The 18,939-nt window shown below is 65.3% G+C and carries 24 protein-coding genes; 22 read left to right on the plus strand and 2 right to left on the minus strand.

Annotated features, from left to right (window positions below; translation table 11 throughout):
- Positions 1-130: 130 nt before the first annotated feature.
- Complete coding sequence (locus E1269_RS17950; RefSeq protein ID WP_131896999.1) at positions 131-1,246, minus strand: MerR family transcriptional regulator; 1,116 nt, start codon at positions 1,244-1,246, stop codon at positions 131-133.
- Between the two features lie 553 nt (positions 1,247-1,799).
- Between E1269_RS17950 and E1269_RS17955 the strand changes: the two genes are divergently transcribed.
- From E1269_RS17955 to E1269_RS17995, 10 genes are all read left to right on the plus strand, one after another.
- Positions 1,800-2,552, plus strand: a complete 753-nt coding sequence (locus E1269_RS17955) for a phosphotransferase (protein ID WP_131897001.1) — start codon at positions 1,800-1,802, stop codon at positions 2,550-2,552.
- Positions 2,553-2,904: 352 nt separating this feature from the next.
- Positions 2,905-3,474 carry an AAA family ATPase gene (locus E1269_RS17960; protein ID WP_162606483.1) on the plus strand — a complete coding sequence of 190 codons (570 nt, stop codon included), beginning with the start codon at positions 2,905-2,907 and terminating at the stop codon, positions 3,472-3,474.
- Between the two features lie 67 nt (positions 3,475-3,541).
- Positions 3,542-3,880, plus strand: coding sequence for a type II toxin-antitoxin system VapC family toxin (locus tag E1269_RS17965; RefSeq protein ID WP_131897005.1), 339 nt, complete (start codon positions 3,542-3,544; stop codon positions 3,878-3,880).
- 204 nt (positions 3,881-4,084) lie between these two features.
- Positions 4,085-4,591, plus strand: a complete 507-nt coding sequence (locus E1269_RS17970) for a histidine phosphatase family protein (protein WP_131897007.1) — start codon at positions 4,085-4,087, stop codon at positions 4,589-4,591.
- A gap of 307 nt (positions 4,592-4,898) precedes the next feature.
- On the plus strand, positions 4,899-5,792 hold the full coding sequence (locus tag E1269_RS17975; RefSeq protein ID WP_203433837.1) for a phosphotransferase family protein: 894 nt from the start codon (positions 4,899-4,901) through the stop codon (positions 5,790-5,792).
- A 465-nt stretch (positions 5,793-6,257) separates the two neighbouring features.
- Positions 6,258-6,707 (plus strand): hypothetical protein, encoded by a 450-nt coding sequence (locus E1269_RS17980; protein ID WP_131897009.1) that lies wholly within the window; start codon positions 6,258-6,260, stop codon positions 6,705-6,707.
- Entirely contained in the window at positions 6,704-6,967 is a 264-nt protein-coding gene (locus E1269_RS17985; RefSeq protein ID WP_131897011.1) for a hypothetical protein, read from the plus strand. The genes E1269_RS17980 and E1269_RS17985 overlap by 4 nt, the downstream gene beginning before the upstream one ends.
- Before the next feature lie 334 nt (positions 6,968-7,301).
- Complete coding sequence (locus E1269_RS32340; protein ID WP_157552597.1) at positions 7,302-7,466, plus strand: hypothetical protein; 165 nt, start codon at positions 7,302-7,304, stop codon at positions 7,464-7,466.
- On the plus strand, positions 7,466-7,867 hold the full coding sequence (locus tag E1269_RS17990) for a type II toxin-antitoxin system VapC family toxin (RefSeq protein ID WP_131897013.1): 402 nt from the start codon (positions 7,466-7,468) through the stop codon (positions 7,865-7,867). Before E1269_RS32340 ends, E1269_RS17990 begins: the two co-directional genes overlap by 1 nt.
- Positions 7,868-8,439: 572 nt before the next feature.
- A complete protein-coding gene (locus E1269_RS17995; protein ID WP_162606484.1) occupies positions 8,440-10,194 on the plus strand; it encodes an ATP-dependent nuclease in 1,755 nt (584 codons plus the stop codon).
- Between the two features lie 404 nt (positions 10,195-10,598).
- Here E1269_RS17995 and E1269_RS18000 read toward each other — a convergent pair whose 3' ends face one another.
- Positions 10,599-11,402 (minus strand): hypothetical protein, encoded by an 804-nt coding sequence (locus E1269_RS18000; protein ID WP_131897017.1) that lies wholly within the window; start codon positions 11,400-11,402, stop codon positions 10,599-10,601.
- A 182-nt stretch (positions 11,403-11,584) separates the two neighbouring features.
- Here E1269_RS18000 and E1269_RS18005 point away from each other — a divergent pair, with 182 nt between their 5' ends.
- The 12 genes from E1269_RS18005 (at position 11,585) to E1269_RS18050 (ending at position 18,924) form a co-directional block, all read left to right on the plus strand.
- Positions 11,585-12,046 carry a hypothetical protein gene (locus E1269_RS18005; RefSeq protein ID WP_131897019.1) on the plus strand — a complete coding sequence of 154 codons (462 nt, stop codon included), beginning with the start codon at positions 11,585-11,587 and terminating at the stop codon, positions 12,044-12,046.
- 158 nt (positions 12,047-12,204) lie between these two features.
- The gene (locus E1269_RS18010) at positions 12,205-12,525 is read left to right on the plus strand and encodes a putative quinol monooxygenase (RefSeq protein ID WP_131897021.1); all 321 of its coding nucleotides are present in this window, start codon (positions 12,205-12,207) and stop codon (positions 12,523-12,525) included.
- Entirely contained in the window at positions 12,522-13,727 is a 1,206-nt protein-coding gene (locus E1269_RS18015; protein ID WP_131897023.1) for a helix-turn-helix domain-containing protein, read from the plus strand. Before E1269_RS18010 ends, E1269_RS18015 begins: the two co-directional genes overlap by 4 nt.
- Positions 13,728-13,835: 108 nt before the next feature.
- Complete coding sequence (locus E1269_RS18020; RefSeq protein WP_131897025.1) at positions 13,836-14,309, plus strand: hypothetical protein; 474 nt, start codon at positions 13,836-13,838, stop codon at positions 14,307-14,309.
- 2 nt (positions 14,310-14,311) lie between these two features.
- Positions 14,312-14,617: a hypothetical protein gene (locus E1269_RS18025; RefSeq protein WP_131897027.1), complete on the plus strand. Its 306-nt coding sequence runs from the start codon at positions 14,312-14,314 to the stop codon at positions 14,615-14,617.
- 98 nt (positions 14,618-14,715) lie between these two features.
- Positions 14,716-14,937 carry a hypothetical protein gene (locus E1269_RS18030; RefSeq protein ID WP_131897029.1) on the plus strand — a complete coding sequence of 74 codons (222 nt, stop codon included), beginning with the start codon at positions 14,716-14,718 and terminating at the stop codon, positions 14,935-14,937.
- Between the two features lie 87 nt (positions 14,938-15,024).
- Positions 15,025-15,189, plus strand: a complete 165-nt coding sequence (locus E1269_RS32345; RefSeq protein WP_162606485.1) for a hypothetical protein — start codon at positions 15,025-15,027, stop codon at positions 15,187-15,189.
- Entirely contained in the window at positions 15,186-15,368 is a 183-nt protein-coding gene (locus E1269_RS18035) for a hypothetical protein (protein ID WP_131897031.1), read from the plus strand. The genes E1269_RS32345 and E1269_RS18035 overlap by 4 nt, the downstream gene beginning before the upstream one ends.
- A complete protein-coding gene (locus E1269_RS18040; protein WP_131897032.1) occupies positions 15,365-15,547 on the plus strand; it encodes a hypothetical protein in 183 nt (60 codons plus the stop codon). The genes E1269_RS18035 and E1269_RS18040 overlap by 4 nt, the downstream gene beginning before the upstream one ends.
- Positions 15,548-15,758: 211 nt before the next feature.
- Positions 15,759-15,887: a hypothetical protein gene (locus tag E1269_RS33860; protein WP_275264607.1), complete on the plus strand. Its 129-nt coding sequence runs from the start codon at positions 15,759-15,761 to the stop codon at positions 15,885-15,887.
- 2 nt (positions 15,888-15,889) lie between these two features.
- A complete protein-coding gene (locus E1269_RS18045) occupies positions 15,890-17,359 on the plus strand; it encodes a hypothetical protein (RefSeq protein ID WP_131897033.1) in 1,470 nt (489 codons plus the stop codon).
- Positions 17,356-18,924, plus strand: coding sequence for a replication initiator (locus tag E1269_RS18050; RefSeq protein WP_203433839.1), 1,569 nt, complete (start codon positions 17,356-17,358; stop codon positions 18,922-18,924). The genes E1269_RS18045 and E1269_RS18050 overlap by 4 nt, the downstream gene beginning before the upstream one ends.
- The last annotated feature ends 15 nt before the right edge of the window (positions 18,925-18,939 follow it).

Below are 18,939 nucleotides of genomic sequence, written 5' to 3' on the forward strand. Positions count from 1 at the left end.
CTCGTAGCCTGAACAAGGGCCCGGCCCCGAGATCCCCGCCCCGGTCGTGGAGGAAGCGGCGCGCCGCTATCGGCTCATGTACGAGCGCATCACCGGCCGCACCTGGACCAGCTGACGGCCGGGCCCTGGTTCAGGCTACGAGCAGGCGGAGGCCGAGCTCGGCCGCGTCGAGGGCGACGATGTCACGGTTGCGCTCAGCCCACCGGCCTGAGGAAAGGTCGTCGCCAAGTCTGTCCACTGCGCGTTGCTCGGCCTCAGGCCCGACTCTGGTCCACACCGATACCGCGCGGCGCACCTGTTCGTCCAGGTACGCCTCGGGCCGGCGCCAGTAGGCCTCGAAGAAGCCGTCAGCGCAGTCCCACGGGACGAGCAACGGCTCCGCGTGGCCTCCGATCGCGCGGGTCAGGTCGGCCAGTGAAGGCCAGCCGACGAGAAGGTCAGCGAACTCGGGCAGGTAATCGCGGGTGAGCCAGAACCGCTGTCGCCAGCCGGTGCCGCTGGCGTCGTACGTGAACACCACCACGCGCCGGGCCACACGTCGCATCTCACGCAGCCCGGCGACCGGGTCCGGCCAGTGGTGAACGGTGCTGACCGCCATCGCGGCGTCGAAGGACTGGTCCTCGAACGGGAGGCTCTCCGCGGCGGCGGCCACGCACGGCGCCGCGCCTGCGGGACGCTGCGCCCGCATGACCGCCGACGGTTCCACCGCCGTGACGTCGCGGTCGGGGGGCTCGTAGGAGCCGGTGCCAGCCCCGACGTTCAATACCGTCCGTGCGTCCCCGAGTGCATCCCAGATCTTCGCGGCGATCCGCGGCTCGGTACGCCGCGTCGCTGGGTAAGCGGACCCGATGACGTCGTACAACTGCGCGCCGAACACTTTCAGTTGTTCCTCTGGCGTCGTCCTGATCCCCATCGCCCGTGCCTCCAGTTCCCTGTCGATCGCCGTCACCATGGCGGCAGCGCGGTCGTGCTGTTCCAGCAGCAGGCTGCGCAGCCGACGCAGGTGCGCGACCGCGTCGGTAGCCGGGTCGTCAACCAGATCCGCGATCTCGCGCAATCCGAAGCCCAGCCGTCGGTAGGCCAGCACCTCCCGCAGTCGCTCCACGTCGCCCGCTGAGTAGGCCCGGTACCCGGCCGCGGTCCGCGCGGACGGCAGCACGAGCCCGATCTCGTCATAGTGATGCAGCGTGCGGACGGTCACGCCGGCCAGCTCGGCCAGACGTCCCACGGTCAGGTGCTCCTCCACGCCACCGACTATGTGGCATGACGCCACGTGAGGGTCAAACGCTTCGCTCCTGAAAGCGCGTGTGGCTGAACGTAGGTGGGGCGGCCCGCGCTGTCATGTCAGTCGTTCGGGCGAGGTCGTGCGACCTGACCCTCGTGATCATCAACCGGTGGCGACACCATGGCCTGCCCTTCCACGTCGAGGTGGCCAAGGTCATCCGCCGCGACGTCCTGCGCGGCGACCTCACCGACGCCGACGCCGGCCAGCTCGTGGACGCTGGGGCGCGATCACAGTCCAACACCCACAAGTCGATCTGGCCCTCAGCGGCCCCACTCCCTAGCATCACAACCAGGTGGCCGCGGACCGCCACCTAGAGACCAAGGCCGACCGTCAAGGATCAGCCGACACAGAACCGTCAAGCATCAACCGCGTCAAGGCAGAGTGTGCTCAGAGTGTGTGCTCCGTCGGCTGATGTGCGACGTTGGTCCGCCAACTCATCCGCGACACCTCGAACCAGGCGGCCAGCGGCCGAGCCTGCAGGTGCTTCAGCGTGCGCGGTCGCTAGGGTCGCCAGATGGGTCCGGGCGACGAGCATGACAAGGAGCAACCCTTGGCCGGCGGCCGTGTGACGGGTGGCGTGGTCCGGGTCGGAGACACGGTGCGCCGTTCCGCCTCGCCTGCGTCGCGTTTCGTGGCCCGGCTGCTGAGTCATCTCGCGAAGAGTGGTTTCGACGGCTGTCCCCAACACCTGGGTTGGGACCAATACGGTCGTGACATGTTGTCGTTCGTGCCTGGTTATGTTCCTCCACGATGGCAGCAGTTCACCGACGACCAGGTCGATTGCGCAGCGGCGCTGCTGCGACAACTGCATGACGCCACGCGAGACTTGGCGTCCGCCCTCGGGGCTGAGGTGGTCTGCCACCATGACCCCGGTCCGAACAACACAGTCTTCCGCGACGTCCGGCCTGTCGCGTTCATCGACTTCGACTTCGCGGCACCTGGCCACCCGTTGGAAGACGTGGGGTACATGGCGTGGGCATGGTGCATCTCGTCACGGCCCGACCGGGGACCCGCGACAGAACAGGCCCGCCAGGTGCGGACTATGACTGATGCCTATGGCTTAAGCCCGACCGCCCGCGACCGCCTACCAGCCGCCATCCGCGAGCGCCTATGCCGCAACAAAGCGTTCTGGCGAGGCGTCCACGACCACGACGCGACCTCGATACCTCGCGCACGCTCTGCCGAGGTGCTCGCCTGGACCCGCCGCGAACTCGCCTATGTCGAAGCAAACCAGGAGACGTTCATAGCTGCACTTAATTCGGGATGACAGGACGTTTCGTCGGGTGCCGACCTGCTGCCGCTAGGTCGCTCGATCTGTCGCACATCAGGTGGCGGACAGATGTCGCGGATCTGTTATCGGATCACAGAGTGTGCCCAGCTGCTCACGTGGGTGTCTTGTGCCAGATGATCCGCAACGGATCCGCGCCATCGGCGTCGACTTACCATCCGGGCACGGCGGTTACGCCCCCGCCTTTCACCTGGCCAGGATGACGGCGGCCCACACTCTCTCGCCGCCGGCCCGGTTATGCTGCCATCTGCGTCCAGCCGTTTGCCGTCCGGTCGACCAACCGCCTACTTCCCGTGCATCCGTGGCCGGATATCCTTCAGTTGGGAGGACGATGAAGAGAGTTGTCGTGATCAGCGGTGCGATGGGTGTCGGCAAGTCGGAAACCCTGAAGTCGATGCGAGAGACGCTCATCGACATGGTCGGGGAGATTGCTGTGCTCGAATCCGACCAGTTCTACATGATGATCGATCCGCGCTGGACATGTCCACCGGATCGAGTCGATCACTACAATGCGGTGTCCGGATGGTTATTGCGGGAGACCGCTCTAGGATTCTTGCGTGCCGGTTTCGCCTGGGTGGCGATCGCGTCGAACGGGCACTGGAAGCAACGAAGCACGCGGGAGTTCGTACGACCGTTTCTACTCGAAAACGTCTCCGTCCATCACATCACGCTGGATCCAGAAGAGGAAATCCTCCGTCAACGAATAGCGCAACGCTCAAAAGCAGCCGGCCTGGCCGTCGATGAGCAGAGAGCGGCGGAGGCAGTCGAGATGCTTTTCCAAGTCCGCCAAGCGCTCGGCACCTGGACGCACGTCGTGGACAACAGCCAGCTCACGCCGGAAGCGACCGTGCGAGCGATACACGACGCCATCGAACGTCGCCACGGGCTCATGCATCCTTAAGCCACAGGTCTATTGCTGGGTCAGCGCCTCCAGTAGATGACGCTGTAGTCGTCTTGCGCTCTTCCGCATGGCCCTGGCCGCACGCACCTATCGGGACGGCGTTGAAGAGTGGACTGTCGAACACTTCCACGTCGAGGTGGCCAAGGTCATCCGCCGCGACGTCCTGCGCGGCGACCTCACCGACGCCGACGCCGGCCAGCTCGTGGACGACCTCATTGAATGGCCACTCAACGTCGTCAGGGTCACACCGCTACTGCGCGACGCATGGACGATGCGGAACACCATCACAATCCACGACGGCCTCTACGTCGCCCTGGCGCGCCACCTCGGCGCCACCCTCGTAACGGCGGAGGACCTGAAGCTCGCCAAGGCGCCAGGTACGAAGGTGCCCGTCATCGCACCTTGAAGATGCACGTCATCTGATCCGTAGGCGGCTGGGGGTGCTCCGCCGGCGTCCACGATTGTCGGCTCGCCTGCGCCGTCGCGGCTGTGCTTGGTCCGTTGGTTTCGGTCTTGTCTGGCGGCGTCTACGGCTCGTGTTAGCACAGGCGTTAGCAGGCACTCGGTAAGGTCGGCTGCCGTGGCGATGCTTGAGGTTAGACGGCACAGCATGCGCAAGAACACTGGTGGCTCGCAGTTGTCTCAGGCCGGAGTGGACCTGGCCCGGAGGCTTGGTGAGTCGATGGGCCCCTTCGCGATGGTGGCGACATCGGTAGTTCCCCGTGCTCGTGAGACTGCACTCGCGATGGGCTTCGCAGTTGACCATGAGCTGGTAACGCTGGCCTCTGATCCGGAGGTCTATGCCGAGTCCGAGGCATCGAAATGGTGGCTGGCCGATCATCCCTTCGTTGCGCTGGCGTCCGCCATCAAAACCGGTGGTGCCTACTACCGATACGCACACTCCCTGGCCGCGCTCTGGCGAGACCTGATCACGCCGCTGTCACACGACGACACCGCTCTGATGATCGGACACTCGGGTGAGTTGGAGACCGCGTTAGTTGCTTGCCTCCCAGATGCGGATCATTCGCGCTGGGGCGGGACCTTCGCTAGCTGCGAAGGCGCACGGCTCACGTTCACGAATCACTTCCGCGCCGTCGAGTTCCTTCGTCTGCCGTAGCCCGAGCCGTCTTCTCCGTACAGCGCCAGCTTGGAAGTCTCGCCTGAGCAGTCCCGAGTGGCCCCGCATGTGGCCCGCCTCGTTCCGATTCCTGGCGGGCTGACGCGGCCCGGAACGGCCGACAGGCCGCACGCCCGGCCCGGAGGCCGGGCGGGCACGGCGCGCGCAGCGCGCCCCTTGATCGTGAAGAGGTCTGCCCGGCAACGTCTCCGCACAGCAGCGGCCCGGCCCGGCACCGGACCAGCCTGCCACCTGCTGGCGGCGGGGGGTCAACGTATCGTGCACGGTGTACGCAGGTCGCGCATGGGTGTTGCTGCTGCGCACGGTGGGAGGGCACAAGCAGATGGAGGCAGCGGTGGCGCGGCGTGCGGTGGATGCAGCGATATCGACGGTCTCATCGCTCGACTTGACGGTCAATGACTCGGTCGTTCTCAGCGACTCCAACCGGCTCGTCGTCCGCCTGACGCCATGCGACATCGTCGCTCGAGTCACACCCATGACACATTTCGCGAGCGCAGAGCGAGAAGTCGAACTCGTGAAACGGCTCACGCAGACGGACAGCCCAGTTGCCGCGCTCGAGCCTCGCGTCCAGCCACGCGTCTTCGTGCGTGACGGCTTCAAAATCACCATGTGGACCCACTACGAGCCAGTGCAGGCTCGAGTGCTTCTGCCGGCCGATTACGCGCAGGCGCTCGAGCGTCTTCATGCTGGCCTTCGGCAACTTGATGTCACGACACCGCACTTCATGGATCGCATAGCGGCTACTCAACGAGACGTTGCGAGCCGTGACGTCACTCCCGGCATCGCCGATGCGGATCGAGCGCTGCTCGCCAACACGCTGCGCGATCTGCGCCAGTCGATCGTCAACCGGCGCGCTCCCGAGCAGCTACTGCACGGCGAGCCGCACCCGGGGAACCTGCTCAACACGAAGAACGGGCCGCTCTTCATCGACTTCGAAAACACCGCCGAAGGGCCAGTCGAGTACGACATCGCGTGGGTGCCCAAAGATGTCGGCAAGCGCTATCCGAACCTTGACGAAGACTTGGTGGGCGACTGCCGGGGCGTCGTTCTGGCGATCATCGCAACCCACCGCTGGAGCCGCGACGACCAACACCCCAGCGGGAGGCAATCAGGATTCGCGTTCCTCAACGCTCTGCGGGACGGTCCGCCGTGGCTGGCGCTCGACGATGTCGCCTGGTAGCGCCCCGCCGAATGGATCGCGCTGCGGTCGCACCCGGAGATGAGCACCTCTGCGCCAATCCGAGGCGGCAGACTTCATTGTCGGATGGGTGGGATCGGACCGCCCAATCGCGATGAGCATTCGTTGACGCCACACTTCGAACCGCGTAACAGGCACGCGATATGGAAGCGACCCCACAACGACGACGGCCCAGTCCAACGACGCTGCCGTTGACTGGGCCGGAACCACGAGAGCGGGTGACGGGAATCGAACCCGCGTTGTCAGCTTGGGAACCGGGCGTTCTTCGGCGTTCTCCCAGCTAGTTGTGTTCTGGCCGATTTCTCGTCGCGGGCTTGTGCTGCGGTTATCCGCGGCTTCCTCCGCGATCGGGCACGTAGCGGGCACGGCGCGTGGGCCTCCTTGAGCTGGGATCGGCTTCATCCCATTAGGCGCCCCCGGCCGGTGTTGGAGCACCGGGCCGGGGACTTGATCTCCAACCTGAGCGAAGCAGGAGGAAGACCCATGAGGAAGGTACCGGTTCGTGCGCCGGGTGTGGTCGCGTGGTCGTGGTTTGTCGAGGACACGCTCGGTCACATGGTTGTGCACGCCAGGCCCGGCCGTTGGCCGATCATCTCGGCGCATCTACGCAACGACGGTCAGGAGGAAGTCTTCGACTTCACGATGACCGTGGACGACGGGCTCCGGTTGGCCGGACAGATCACCCAGATGGCACAGGCAGCTCGCCGGGCCGAGTGGACACCTGACGTGGTCCAGCACGTGAACGACACGTACCTGTTCGGCTGGTATGACGACAACGTCCTTGCCGAGCTGGAGAAGCTGGCGGACTACATCGATGCGGCGTCACTGCTGCAACCGGACGGAACGCTGACGCCGCTGGCGGATGCCGTGCTGAAGGCGAGGCACGGGCGGACATGAGCTGCTTCATCACCTGGTGTGAGGAAGACTCCGAGCACACTATTCACCGTCGCTATCTGTCGTCGCTGGTGGTGTCGCAAGGGCGAGGGATCGTGGGCGTGAGCATCGTGAGCGTCGACCACGGGGACCTTGTGAACGTCGAGCTGACGGCCAGTGCACGCCTCGTTGACCCCGTGATCGTGATGATCACATCCGCTGAGGCTCGCGGCGTCGGTCGGGCGCTGCTGGAAGCAGCAGGTCAAGCTGACAAGAAGGGCTGATGTGTCCGACGTGGAGGCTTGGGAGGGGCGTTGGCGTATCTCGCCGGCGCACGAGTACCCCGGTCCCGAGGCGAGCATCCGGTTGGTTATCGAGGTGATGGACTCCGCGCCGCTCGGCGATGGTGTCGGGAGGTTGGTTCCGCCCGCCGTTGAGGGTCGTCGTTGTGCGATCTGGACCGGGGTTGGCCTGGTCGGGGCGCGAGATCGTCATTGATCTGGACTGGGCGACGCTGGCCGGTTGGGTTCAGGCCGTGACCGTTGGGCGTGCGGAGCTAGGAAAGGAGTAAAGATGCAGCTAGGGGGCGTGCGGATGAGTCTTCGGTATGATGGGGGCATGACGGTTCCGGCGTTCAGCGATCCAGCCATCGAGGTGACTGCCTCGCCGGCTGACGCGCGGCGTGAACGTGCCGAGTGGTGGGCGCGGTGGTCGACGCGACCCACTGTCGAGCGTTCGCGTCCTGCGGCTGAGGTGCTCGCCGAAATCCGCGACGAAGACTAGTGCCACCACGTTATGTGCTCGACGCTTCCGCTGGTGTCGAGATCCTCAACCGCACGCCCGCAGGCATGGCCTTGGCCGCGCGCACCTATCGAGACGGCGTTGAAGAGTGGACCGTCGAACACTTCCACGTCGAGGTGTCCAAGGTCATCCGTCGCGACGTCCTGCGCGGCGACCTCACTGACGCCGACGCCGGCCAGCTCGTCGACGACCTCATTGAATGGCCGCTCAACGTCGTCAGGGTCACACCGCTGCTGCGCGACGCCTGGACGATGCGGAATACCATCACCATCCACGACGGCCTCTACGTCGCCCTGGCGCGCCACCTCGGTGCCACCCTCGTTACCGCAGACAAGAAGCTCGCGAGAGCGCCAGGGCTGAACGTGTCGATCATCGATCCGTAGCCAGCGGTGTCATCTGATCCGTTGGCCGATATGCCCTGTCTAGACGGGTAGGTGAGTGTCATCAGCCTCTGCTTGACCTGGCGCTTCGTGGCTGATCCCGATCGATGTCGTGCGGCCGTCCAGAGCGCATGTTTGCAACGGCGTTAGCATCAACGACGACCTTTGACCGCCTCATTACGAGTCCTATCCAGATGCGGCGTCTGCCGTCCGGCGCCTGATCACGAGCGGTGTACACCCTCGGCGGTCAGGGGCCGTTGACGGCCGTTCTTGCCACAGCGGGACACCTCGGGGACATGGACCTTGGCGGCGTGATCTACGGCTTACAAGGTCGTTCTCAGGTCCACCCGCGTCACGGAAGAAGAGCCCTCAGCAGCAACGATGGGTGATCTCGTGCTATGCGTGATGACCCTCGTTCGGACCGTCACCTGCCACATACTGACCAGCGTGCCTGGCTCGACGACGGTTCTTGACAGCACAGACATTTCGGATCAAAGTAAATGATCAACTTGCGTGCAGGGGGGTACGGCATGTCCAGAGAACCGTCGCAGTTTCGTCCGCCTCGGCTAGAGCGGTTGACCGTTAAGAACCTTCGCTCGATCGGCCAAGGGGGTGTCGCAATCGACTTGCCTCGAAGCGGCCCGCTCGTGCTTCTGGGGGAGAATAACGCGGGCAAGAGCAACATCGTTAAGAGTATCGAAATACTGTTCGGTGAAAGATGGCCGAAGAGCCACAAGGTCGAAGAGCATGACTTCTTTGGGCGTGATCCTGATGGTATATCCATCAGCATTGGAGCTTCCCTGAGTGCAGTTCGCTGCGATTGTGGCGGCACAGTTGCATATCTTAAATGGGAGTATTCAACTAGTACGGATGGTGATCCGTACCTGTACAAAAAGCGCTGCGATCATTGCACAAATTCATATCCGTCAAACAAGCTTCGCCAACAGCTATTCGCGATGATTATCGGTGCGGACCGCCGGCTCTCACAGCAGCTGTCCTATTATAGTCAGTACACGTTGCTGTCGCGGTTAATGCATAGATTCCATGAACGTCTTACGTCCGATCCCGTCCGGCGCGAGGCTTTGAAGACCATCTTTCTAAGCTTGCTGGAGCAGTTCAAAGGTGTTCCTGAGTTCGACGACTTTAGCAAGCTACTCTCCGAGACTTCAGAGGAGCTGGGGCAGAGCCTGCCCTATCGACTCGATGTCGACTTTTCGGCATACGATCCGAGCAACTTCTTTCGGTCACTTCGAGTCTATCCCAGCTTAGACGGCGAGATAAAATCGTTCGATGAGCTTGGCACAGGGCAAGAGCAAATACTGGCACTGGCGTTCTCGATCGCATATGCGAAAGCGTTTGGCGATTACGAAGGATTGATTCTCGTAGTAGAAGAGCCGGAATCTCATCTTCACCCACTAGCGCAGATGTGGCTTGCCGCTAAGCTGGGTGATATAGCGGATTCGGGCCTGCAGGTTATAGTCACGACCCACAGTCCACATTTCGTTGACCTGAGCAAACCCGAGAACCTTGTCATAGTCAGCAAGCCGGATGCGGGTACGACCAGGACCGTCCAAACGTCTCGCGACGATCTAGTCGAGCACCTGATTGGGAAGGGAAGTGACCCTGCTCGGACCACAAGCGAGTCCATCGGGGAGTTCTATTCATCTTCTGCGACGACACAGATCAAGAGTGCGTTGTTCTCTCGGCTGTGCGTGCTTGTTGAAGGGCCGTCTGAAGAACTCAGCTTCCCGACGCTACTCGGTCTGGTAGGTTTCGACGCGCTTCGAGAGGGCGTAGCTTTTGTGTCGGCGGAGGGAATAGCGAGTATTGCGAGATGGGTTAGGCTATTCGACGCGTTCCAGGTTCCGACCTATTGCATCTTTGACACTGACTCCGATAAATCGGGGAAAGATGCACAGTCAGCGCAGGCAAGCCGTCAGGATATTTTCAGATCGCTTTCACTTGATCCGACGTATGCTCAATCCGCCGCGCTGAGCAACGAGCCGCTCCACGTGGAGAGTTCGTACGCCACTTTAGATGCAAACTTCGAGGACGCCATGGCCAAACTTCTCGGCGACGTTTGGAGTTCTGCGTATTTCGAGGCGTTTGAGGTTATTGGCGCTTCGAAGCCTCTCCGGGCGCGTTACGCTGCGAAGCTGGTTAACGAGAGAACCTCGAATCTGGATGGTCCGGGTGGTCAGGCGATCGGTCGCCTGGCGACTGCACTTCGACAGAAGCTCGGGGGGACTATTAGCCTGCCAGGCGGGGCACGTGACGTGGGTAAGGGAATCGTGGACGTACCGCGCGATTTGGAAGAGCCGCCATTCTGAGGCGTCGTCCTCATAGCTGCCGGTCGTTGGCCGTCGTGGAGCGGGTCAAGGGTGGCGTAGCCATCGCGGAGCGACGGCATGATGTTTCGCCCCGGTTGTGGCGGTCCGCAGGCTGTGAGGTGGTCGTGGCGAAAGATCATGACGCCCTTGACGCGCGGAGCGGAGGCCAAAAGATGGGCGCTATGAGGGGGACGACTCCGCCGCGAGCAACGAGGACTCCTAAGTGGGTATCGGTGCTGCAGCTGGCGCACGCCGGCCGACGTAGGCCCGGAACGGCCGCCAGGCCGCACGCCCGGCCGGGAGGCCGGGCGTGCGCGGCGAGCGCAGCGTGCCGCCCTTGATCCTGGAGAGGTCTATCCGGCAATGCGCCCGCCGCCCCGGTTGTCCCCGGTGAACCGGCATTGCTACTGCGACGGGTCTTCAGGGGACGTGGAGTCGTCAGACGTTGCGCCCTCAGCGTCGGCCGGGGGAGTTGGACGAAGTCGCTCCATGAATTCCCTCTGTTGCCGCTCGCGCTCAACTCGCTCGTCGGCGAATCGCTGTTGCTGCTCGTCACGGGTCTCGATCGCCGCATCGACATCAACGGAACCGGAACGCTGGAGAATTGACGCGCTGCGTAACGTATTCGCGATCTTATCGAGTATCTTCGCGATGTCGTGAACTGTCTTTACATCGACAAACATAACGCCAGTCATCGCCTCGATGTCCAGTACACTGGTCTCCGTGTACGAGTTCTGCGAACTGTCCCTGTATGCAAGGGAGACCTGATGAGATGTCGGGAGGTCATCCCTCCCATTGCGATCCAGATGGCTGTCATAGAAGGCGCGCATCTCTTGGCCGGGGGCAATCATGGCCACGGGGGTGTTAAGCATCTTGGCGTTGGCGATCTCGTGTCCAGGTGTTTCTTTAGCGCGGATCGGCGGAGGGTCGAGTTTAATCGAGACGTCCATTGCGGGTCGCTGCCCGATGTTCTTTACCACGAGGTCGAACAGGCGGCGGCTTGCGGCTGAAGGTTCGACGGTGACCACGACGTATGGACGGCTCGCCTCCAGTTGTGCCTTGCGCGTGTCGGCGGCCTGATCGCGGGCGATCGCCCACTGTTCCTTCGCGTACCAAGCCGCGACGCCGGCTCCGACAAGCAGGCCGAACGTAATCATGGTGTAGATGGCTGTCCACGCAGTCGCGGACATGCCCCAGAACTCATCCACGGAACCCCCCTTGGTCAGTAGTCGGTTGGAGCGTACAGCGGCCCTCGGACACATGTGGGAACGATGCGCGGTTTGTCGCTACTGAAGCGATTGCGACGGGGTGTCTCCTCCAATAAGCACGAGATCGGCGGATAATGACGTATCCGCGTAAGGACGCCCAGGCGATAATGGAGGTAACTGCGATGCCTAGTTACGAATATCGGGATGGCCAGCTCGTCGAGGTTCCAGACCTCATCGTCCGCACGTCGGGTGACCTCCATGAGGAGGTGCACAGGACTCTTGTGATTGCGTCAGGCGTGGAACTGGCGGTGCACGGCGTGATTTCGGGCACTGTGAATGTGCAATCAGGTGCGGTTCTCGATGCCAGGAACGACGTCTACGGAACGGTTAATGTCGAGCCCGATGCACAGATGAGGGTACACAAGCACGCCAACGATACGTTGAATGTCCAACGGGGTGGAACAATCACTATCTTGCCCTCGGCTGTGGCCCTTGGAACTATCCACGTCGAAGGCACCCTGATCAATGAAGGCACCCGCGGTACGCAGGTGCACGGTGCTGGCGCAATTGAGGACCGTGAGGGGTCGAGCGTGCGGCCGCCGGACGAAACGCGCGGTGATGGCGCGGTCGTCTACTACGGCTGATCGCCGGGCCGGTGCGGAGTACGTGCGTGTGGTGCTCGTAGCCTCCGTGAACAAGGTCGCTGGCTCGGATGGTGAGCAGGCCAGCAGGCCGCACCAGGAGTTGTTGGTACCTTCAGTGCTAGCCCGTACTTGTTGTGCGCCAATTGATGGGAGTCGCTGTGTTCGCTCTGGTGGTGCGGTTCGATCTGCGTGATGAGGATGCTGCTGCCGCGTTCGATGGGCTGGTGGCACGGACGGCTCCTGGTATCAGGGAGCTGGAGCCGGGGACCCTGGTCTACGCGACGCATGGCATTGAGGGTGAGCCGCTGGCGCGGGTGTTTTATGAGGTGTACGCCGACCGCGCGGCGTTCGAGGCGCATGAGGAGCAGCCTCACGTGAAGACGTTCCTGGCGGAGCGTGGTCAATACCTGGCCTCGACCCGCGTGGAGTTCCTGACGGACGGCCCGGCCAAGGGTTTGCCAGATGGAGCCAACGGGTGACCGACGACGCCCAGGCATTAGGTCGCAGCGTCGCGCAGGCTAGGAAGCGTCGCGGTCTGTCGCAGCGGGAGCTAGCTGGCCTGCTTGACCGGTCCGAGACATGGCTGTCGCAGGTAGAGCGTGGCGTGCGGAAGATCGACCGCATGTCGGTGCTGGAACGTGTGGCCGCGGTGCTGGAAGTGCCGCTCGCGGAGTTGGCGCCGGATCGGCCTGTCGTCGCAGCGACGCACGAGCGGCCGGCACCTGCTGTCGACCTGACTTTGGCACTGAGTTCGAGCAACGCTCTTGCGGCGGTCCTCGCTGACCGTTCGTCGGCCAACGTGCAGGAGCTGGCCGGATCGGTTGATCAGGCATGGTCGCAGGTTCACGCGGCCGAGTACGAGCGGGTCAGCGAGCTGCTGACACGTCTTCTGCCAGCGCTAGAGTTCGCGGCTCGCGCATCGGACGGGGAAGTTCAGCAGACGGCCTATGCGACGCTGGCCCGGGCCTACCACGCGTGTGCGGCCGTACTGTCGAAGCTTGGTGAGCCGTTTGCCGCCTGGGTCGCCGCTGACCGTGCCATCGCGGCCGCGGAACGCTCAGGTGATGCACTACTGATGGCTGAAGGTGCCTTCCGTCTCGCGCTCGTGTTCCAGAGCGCACGGTTCTATGACCAGGTCGTCCAGACCGCCTCCACTGCCGTCGACGCCCTCTCTGGTCGTGTTGAAGCCGGGGACGCTGCGGCCATCTCGCTGTCCGGCTCACTGCTCATGCAGATGGCCATCACCGAGGCCCGGCGCAACAACGCCGACCAGGCTTACGCGCACATGGGTGAGGCGGAACGGCTCGCACAACTTCTCGGCGCCGACCGCAACGACTACGGCACCGAGTTCGGTCCCGCGAACGTCACCCTCCACCAGGTCACTGTCGCCGTCGAGCTTGGCGACGCCGGCCGCGCTCTACGGATCGCCTCGGACTTCGATCCCACTGGCCTGTCTCCGGAGCGGCGGTCCCGCTATCACGTCGAGCTGGCCCGCGCCCACGCTCAACGCCGCGACGTTCCTGCCGCCGTGACCGCCATCCGTGAGGCGTATCAGATCGCGCCTGAGCTGGTCGTCAACCACCCGACCGTTCACGCGCTTCTGTCCGATCTCCTGCGTACTGAGGGCGGGCAGACGAGCGAGGTCCGCGCGTTGGCGAGGCAGGTTGGCATGACACTCTGAGTGCGTTAGTCGTACTTAGAGTATTGACCCGTACTATTAGTACGGGTAGCCTTCTGGTCATGAGGCATGCCGAGGAACGTCCTCGGCGCCACGTGAGGGAGGCCAGTCATGGCGTTGATGAAGGGTCACCGGTTCCCGGTGGAGTTCGGTGAGGCGTTTCCGCGCGGTCTGGTGATGGTCGGTGAGATCGAGCCGGATCTGGAGTACCAGTCGCAGGAGGACCGAGCCCGCGGCAAGGAGCAGCGGCAGCGGATGGACGACGTCACGAAGCTGCGGCAGTGGAAGGCCACGGTGACGGACCCGGACGAGGCGAAGGCGAAGCGTGCCAGCTTCGAGGTGATCTTCCTCGCGGAGGTGCAGCCGGCGCCGCTGCCGGATGAGGTGCTGCCGGGGATGCGTCCGGTCGAGCTGGTGGGTGTGACGGCGTCGCCGAAGGTGATGGGTCAGGGCGAGTTCAAGTTCCTGGGTTACGAGTACCGGGCGACCGGGGTGAAGGCCCCGAACGCCGCGCCGCGCCCGCCCTCCGCTGCTGGTGCTCGTAGCCAGGGTGAGGCCAAGCAGGGCGAGCAGAAGGCCGGCTGACGATGCCCACCGAGCGTGAGGCCTACCTGAGCCTGAGCCTGCAGGTGGCCTTGTCGGCGTCCTGGTCGACTGAGCACGGCATCGTCAGCATCCGCGGCAACCACGACACCTACCCGGCTCTGTCGCTGCACCTCACAGCCGAGCAGGGTGCGGAGCTGGCGGCGTCGCTGATCCGCTCCGTTCTGGCCAGCGACCCGGACGGGCTGTCTGCGCGGCTGGTGGACGCGGCGGGGGAGGCGTTGGCGCATCATTGGCGCGACGCCATCCCCGCCACCGACGAGCCGGTGCCGGTGGGTGCGTCGACATGAGGGCGACGGGTGAGCATGAGGCGTGGTGTGAGGACCAGGCGACCCGCCACGAGGGGCCGTGCCGGTTCTACGGCGACAGCCTGTCCGCGTCCGGTGTCGTGGTCACCTCGACCGCCGAGGCTATCGACGGTGGCGCGGTGGTGGTGTTGACGACGACCGGCCGCGATGGCCGTCTGGTGCGGCTCGAAGTGGCCTCGGCTGTGGCGTCGTCGTTTGGGCAGTCGCTGACGCGGCTGGGGTCGGCGTTCGAGGACCGTGCCCAGCGCCGCTCACCACTCATGACGGCGACTGCCCGCGGTGGTGTTGTCGTCTCGCGATGAATCCCCACCGGGGACGGGTGCAAGGCCTAGACAACCGTCCCCGTCCCCGGTGGCCCCAACCACACCCCCACGAGGGAGGGGATTGGTGTGCCCAAGCTTACGTTCTGGCGGCTCCCCGTCGCCCTGCTGGCCGTGCTCGCGGTCCTGGTGCTGACGGCCGCGCAGCTGGCGACCGCGACCACTGACGTCGAGGCCGAGCGCTCCGACGCGGCTAATGCGGCAGAGACGACGCGTTGTGGTGGTCGGTCGTGAACGGCGACCCGGTGCTGTTCGGGCTGCTGCCGCACGACACGACGACACGGGCGTATGCGTTCCGATGCCCGGTCTGCGACAAAGTCCGCTCGACCGCGCCGGACCAGCTGTGCCGGTACTGCGCCCGTGTGGTGAAACCGACCCGGCGGCGGACCACGAAGGGCCGTGGTTCCCGGTGACCCGGACGCGCGTGCTGTCCTGCGACGGCTGCGCCGCGACGACCGCTGATGACGGCACGGCGGGCGCCTGGTTCGTCTTCCACGACGGTGACGGTTCCGGCAACGCCCGCTGCCCGGACTGCCTGCCCGACCCGGCCCGCGATGACCGGTGCGGTCGTGATCTGTCGTGTCTGCGCTGACTCGCTGCTCGTCCTGTGGCGCCGCGGTAGATGCCGTGGAGGTGTGGTTCCACCCCGGCACCGGCGAGGCCACCTGCCCTTCGTGTCATGAAGCTGTCCGGTCCCGGCATGCCCGGTTGACCGCGCTGAGAGGTGAGTACCGATGAGAACACGTCCACGACTGCACACGAGGCACTGCAACCGCTGCGCCACGAGCTTGAAAGGTGCGGGGATGCCGTTGCACGGTGCTGGGACGTTGTGCCCGGCCTGCTGGGTCACCACCCGCACCGAGCGTTTCGAGGCTCGTGCCCGTGCCGCTGTCGCGGCCACGTTGGCCGACGAACAGATCGGCGGGTGGTGACGATGGCGAACGTCCTGCGCCTGGTGAAGATGCTGCTGAGCCTGCCGCGTAGGCGGGTGAACGGGGTTGCGTCGCTGCTGACCGGCTGGTGGCTTGTCCGGCTGCTCTGGCGACTCAAGGCATTGGTTGCCGCGACGCTCGTCGTCGTGTTCGCGTACTCGACGTGGGGTTGGGTCGGCCTGATCCTGGTGGCGGTCGTGCCGCCGCTGGCGTCGTTGACGTGGCGGGCTGTGCATCCGCAGTCGCATGGGTGGTTCGTGAACCGGCTCCTGGCCCGGCACCGGCTTCGCCACCTCTACCGGGCGCGGTGGGACGCCGTCATGGTCGCCTGCAACCTGCACCGGCCCCTGCCCGGCGGCGACCACCTCACCCCGCGGCTGGTGACGGTGTCGCTGGCTTCGGTGGGGGACGTGCTGCACGTCCGGTTGCTGGATGGGCAGGCGCCGGCCGACTTCACCCGCCAGGCCGACGAGCTGGCGCACGCGTTCGGCGTCCCCGACGTCCGCGTCGTCGCCGCCGGCCCTGGCCGGGTCGAGCTGGTCCTCGTGGAACGCGATGTGCTGGCCGAACCGGTCATCCTCGACGACGTGCCTGCGGTGACGGATCTGCGCAGGGTGCGGTTCGCGATCGGTGAGGACGGCCGCTGGCGCACCCGTGACTACGCGAACATCGCGGCCGAGGTCGGCGGTGGTGTCCCCGGCTCCGGCAAGACCGCCGGTGAGACGTCGCTGGCGTGCGGGCTGATCCAAAACCCCGCCGTGCAATACGTCGTGATCGACGGGAAGGGCGGCGAGGACTGGTCCTGGATCACGCCAAGGGCTGCCGCGTACTGCGCCGAGGACGAGAACCTCGAGGCGGTGCTGGCCGTCGTCGAACAGGTCCACGGGCTGATGCGGCACCGGCTCAAGACGCAGAAGCGCGAGCGGGGTGGAGCGAACTTCTGGAACCTGCCCCTCGACCCCGCCCATCCGGCCGTGTTCGTGGTCGTCGATGAGGTGCAGACGTTCACCGACCCCAAGGGCATGGACAACGACACCAAGCAGCTCGCGTTCCAGATCACCGCCCGGTTGTCGGCGTTGGTGAAGAAGGGCCGCTCCGCAGGCATCATCACCCGCCTGCTCACGCAGAAGCCCACCAGCGACGCGCTGCCGACCGCGATCCGCGACAACGCCTCCGTGCGGACAGCGTGGCGGGTGGTGACCGACGACGCCGCCGAAGCCATCCTCGGGCCGGTCGTGCGCCGCTCGGACATCACCCCGGTCGACATCGGCGAGGAGATGCGCGGCGTGGCCGTGGTCGCCAACGCCGCTGGACGGCTGGAACGGGTCCGGTTCCCCTACGTCGACGAGCACACCGCCGAGGCCATCGCCACCCGCGTGGCCGACCTGCGCCGCGAGCTGACCGACTTCGGCACACCCACCACCGACGCCGGCGAGGGTGCGTCGGGCGAGACTGCGGGGGTGAAGGCGTGACCGTCACGCCACTGACCGCGGGTCTGCCGGACGACGCCACCCTGCGTGAGCTCGCCGCCGCGAAAGGCGTCTGTGTCCGGCCGATCCTGCAACACGTCACCGACACCATGACCGGAGCGTCGCGGACGGTGGTGATCCGGTGTGGGGCCACGCGCGCCAAGGTCTGCCCCTCGTGTGCCGACGCTGCCCGGCGTCTCAGGATTCAGCAGTGCCGCGAGGGCTGGCACCTCACCGACGACCCACCCAGGCCCGAGACGGCCGACCCCGATGATCCGGCGGGCGACGGTGCGGACGACGACGGCGACCAAGCCGACGACGAGACTGGTCGGCGGGTGCGGTCGACCCGGCGACGCCAGGACGCCCCGGACCTCCCGCGGCTGGCTGTCTCCGATCGGACGACGGGTCGCGTGTTCACCTCGCAGGATGGGAAGACCTACCGGCCGTCGATGTTCGTCACGCTCACGCTGCCGTCATACGGGCGCGTCACGGGTGAGGGTGTGCCGGTCGACCCGTCGAGTTACGACTATCGGCGGGCGGCGCTGGATGCGATGCACTTCCCGAAGCTAATGGACCGGTTCTGGCAGAACCTGCGCCGCGCCACCGGCTACAGCGTGCAGTACTTCGCCACCGTCGAGCCACAGCGCCGTCTCGCCCCTCACCTGCACGCCGCCATCCGCGGTGCCATCCCCAGGAAGTTGCTCAAGCAGGTGGTGGCGGCGACGTATCACCAAGTGTGGTGGCCGCAGCTCGACGACCCCGCCTACACCGATGTGCTGCCGGCGTGGGACGAGCTGGCCCACGCCTACGTCGACTCGCAGACGGGTGCCGTGCTGCCGTCGTGGGATGAGGCGCTGGACACCCTCGACGACGACCCCGACGCGACGCCGGCACACGTCATCCGCGCCGGCACTCAGGTCGACATCCAAGGCGTCATCGCCGGAACCCCACAAGCCGACCGGGTCATCGGCTACCTCACCAAGTACCTCACGAAGTCCATCACCGACCCCCTCCACGACGACAACGACGGCGAGGCACCCATCTCGGCCGCGCGGCGTGCGCACATCGACCGGCTCGCCGACGAGGTCCGCTGGCTGCCCTGCTCACCCACCTGCGCGAACTGGCTGCGCTACGGCGTCCAACCCAAGGACGCAAAGGGCGGCATGGAGCCCGGCCGCTGCGGGTCCAAGGCCCACGACCGGGATCACCTCGGGCTCGGTGGCCGCCGCGTCCTCGTGTCCCGCCGCTGGACCGGGAAGACCCTCGACCAGCATCGCGCCGACAGGGCCGCCGTCGTCCGCGCCGTCCTCGCCGAAGCCGGGATCGAGATGGACGACCACGACGAGCTTCCGGCAACCGCCACCACCCCCGATGGCAGGCCGCGTTTCGTCTGGACCGTCACCCACCCCGGCGACGTCGACGGCCCCACCTACGCCCGCCTGATCGCGCACGCCATCGCCCAGAGACAGCGGTGGCGAACGCAATACGAGAACGCCAAGACCCGCGCCGGACCGGCGTCGCCGGATCTTTCGGCAACCACAACCCAAGCCGCTGCCCCGGCGGCGTGACAGAAGGGAACCACC

The organism is Jiangella asiatica, from assembly GCF_004349065.1.
GTDB classification, from domain to species: domain Bacteria; phylum Actinomycetota; class Actinomycetes; order Jiangellales; family Jiangellaceae; genus Jiangella; species Jiangella asiatica.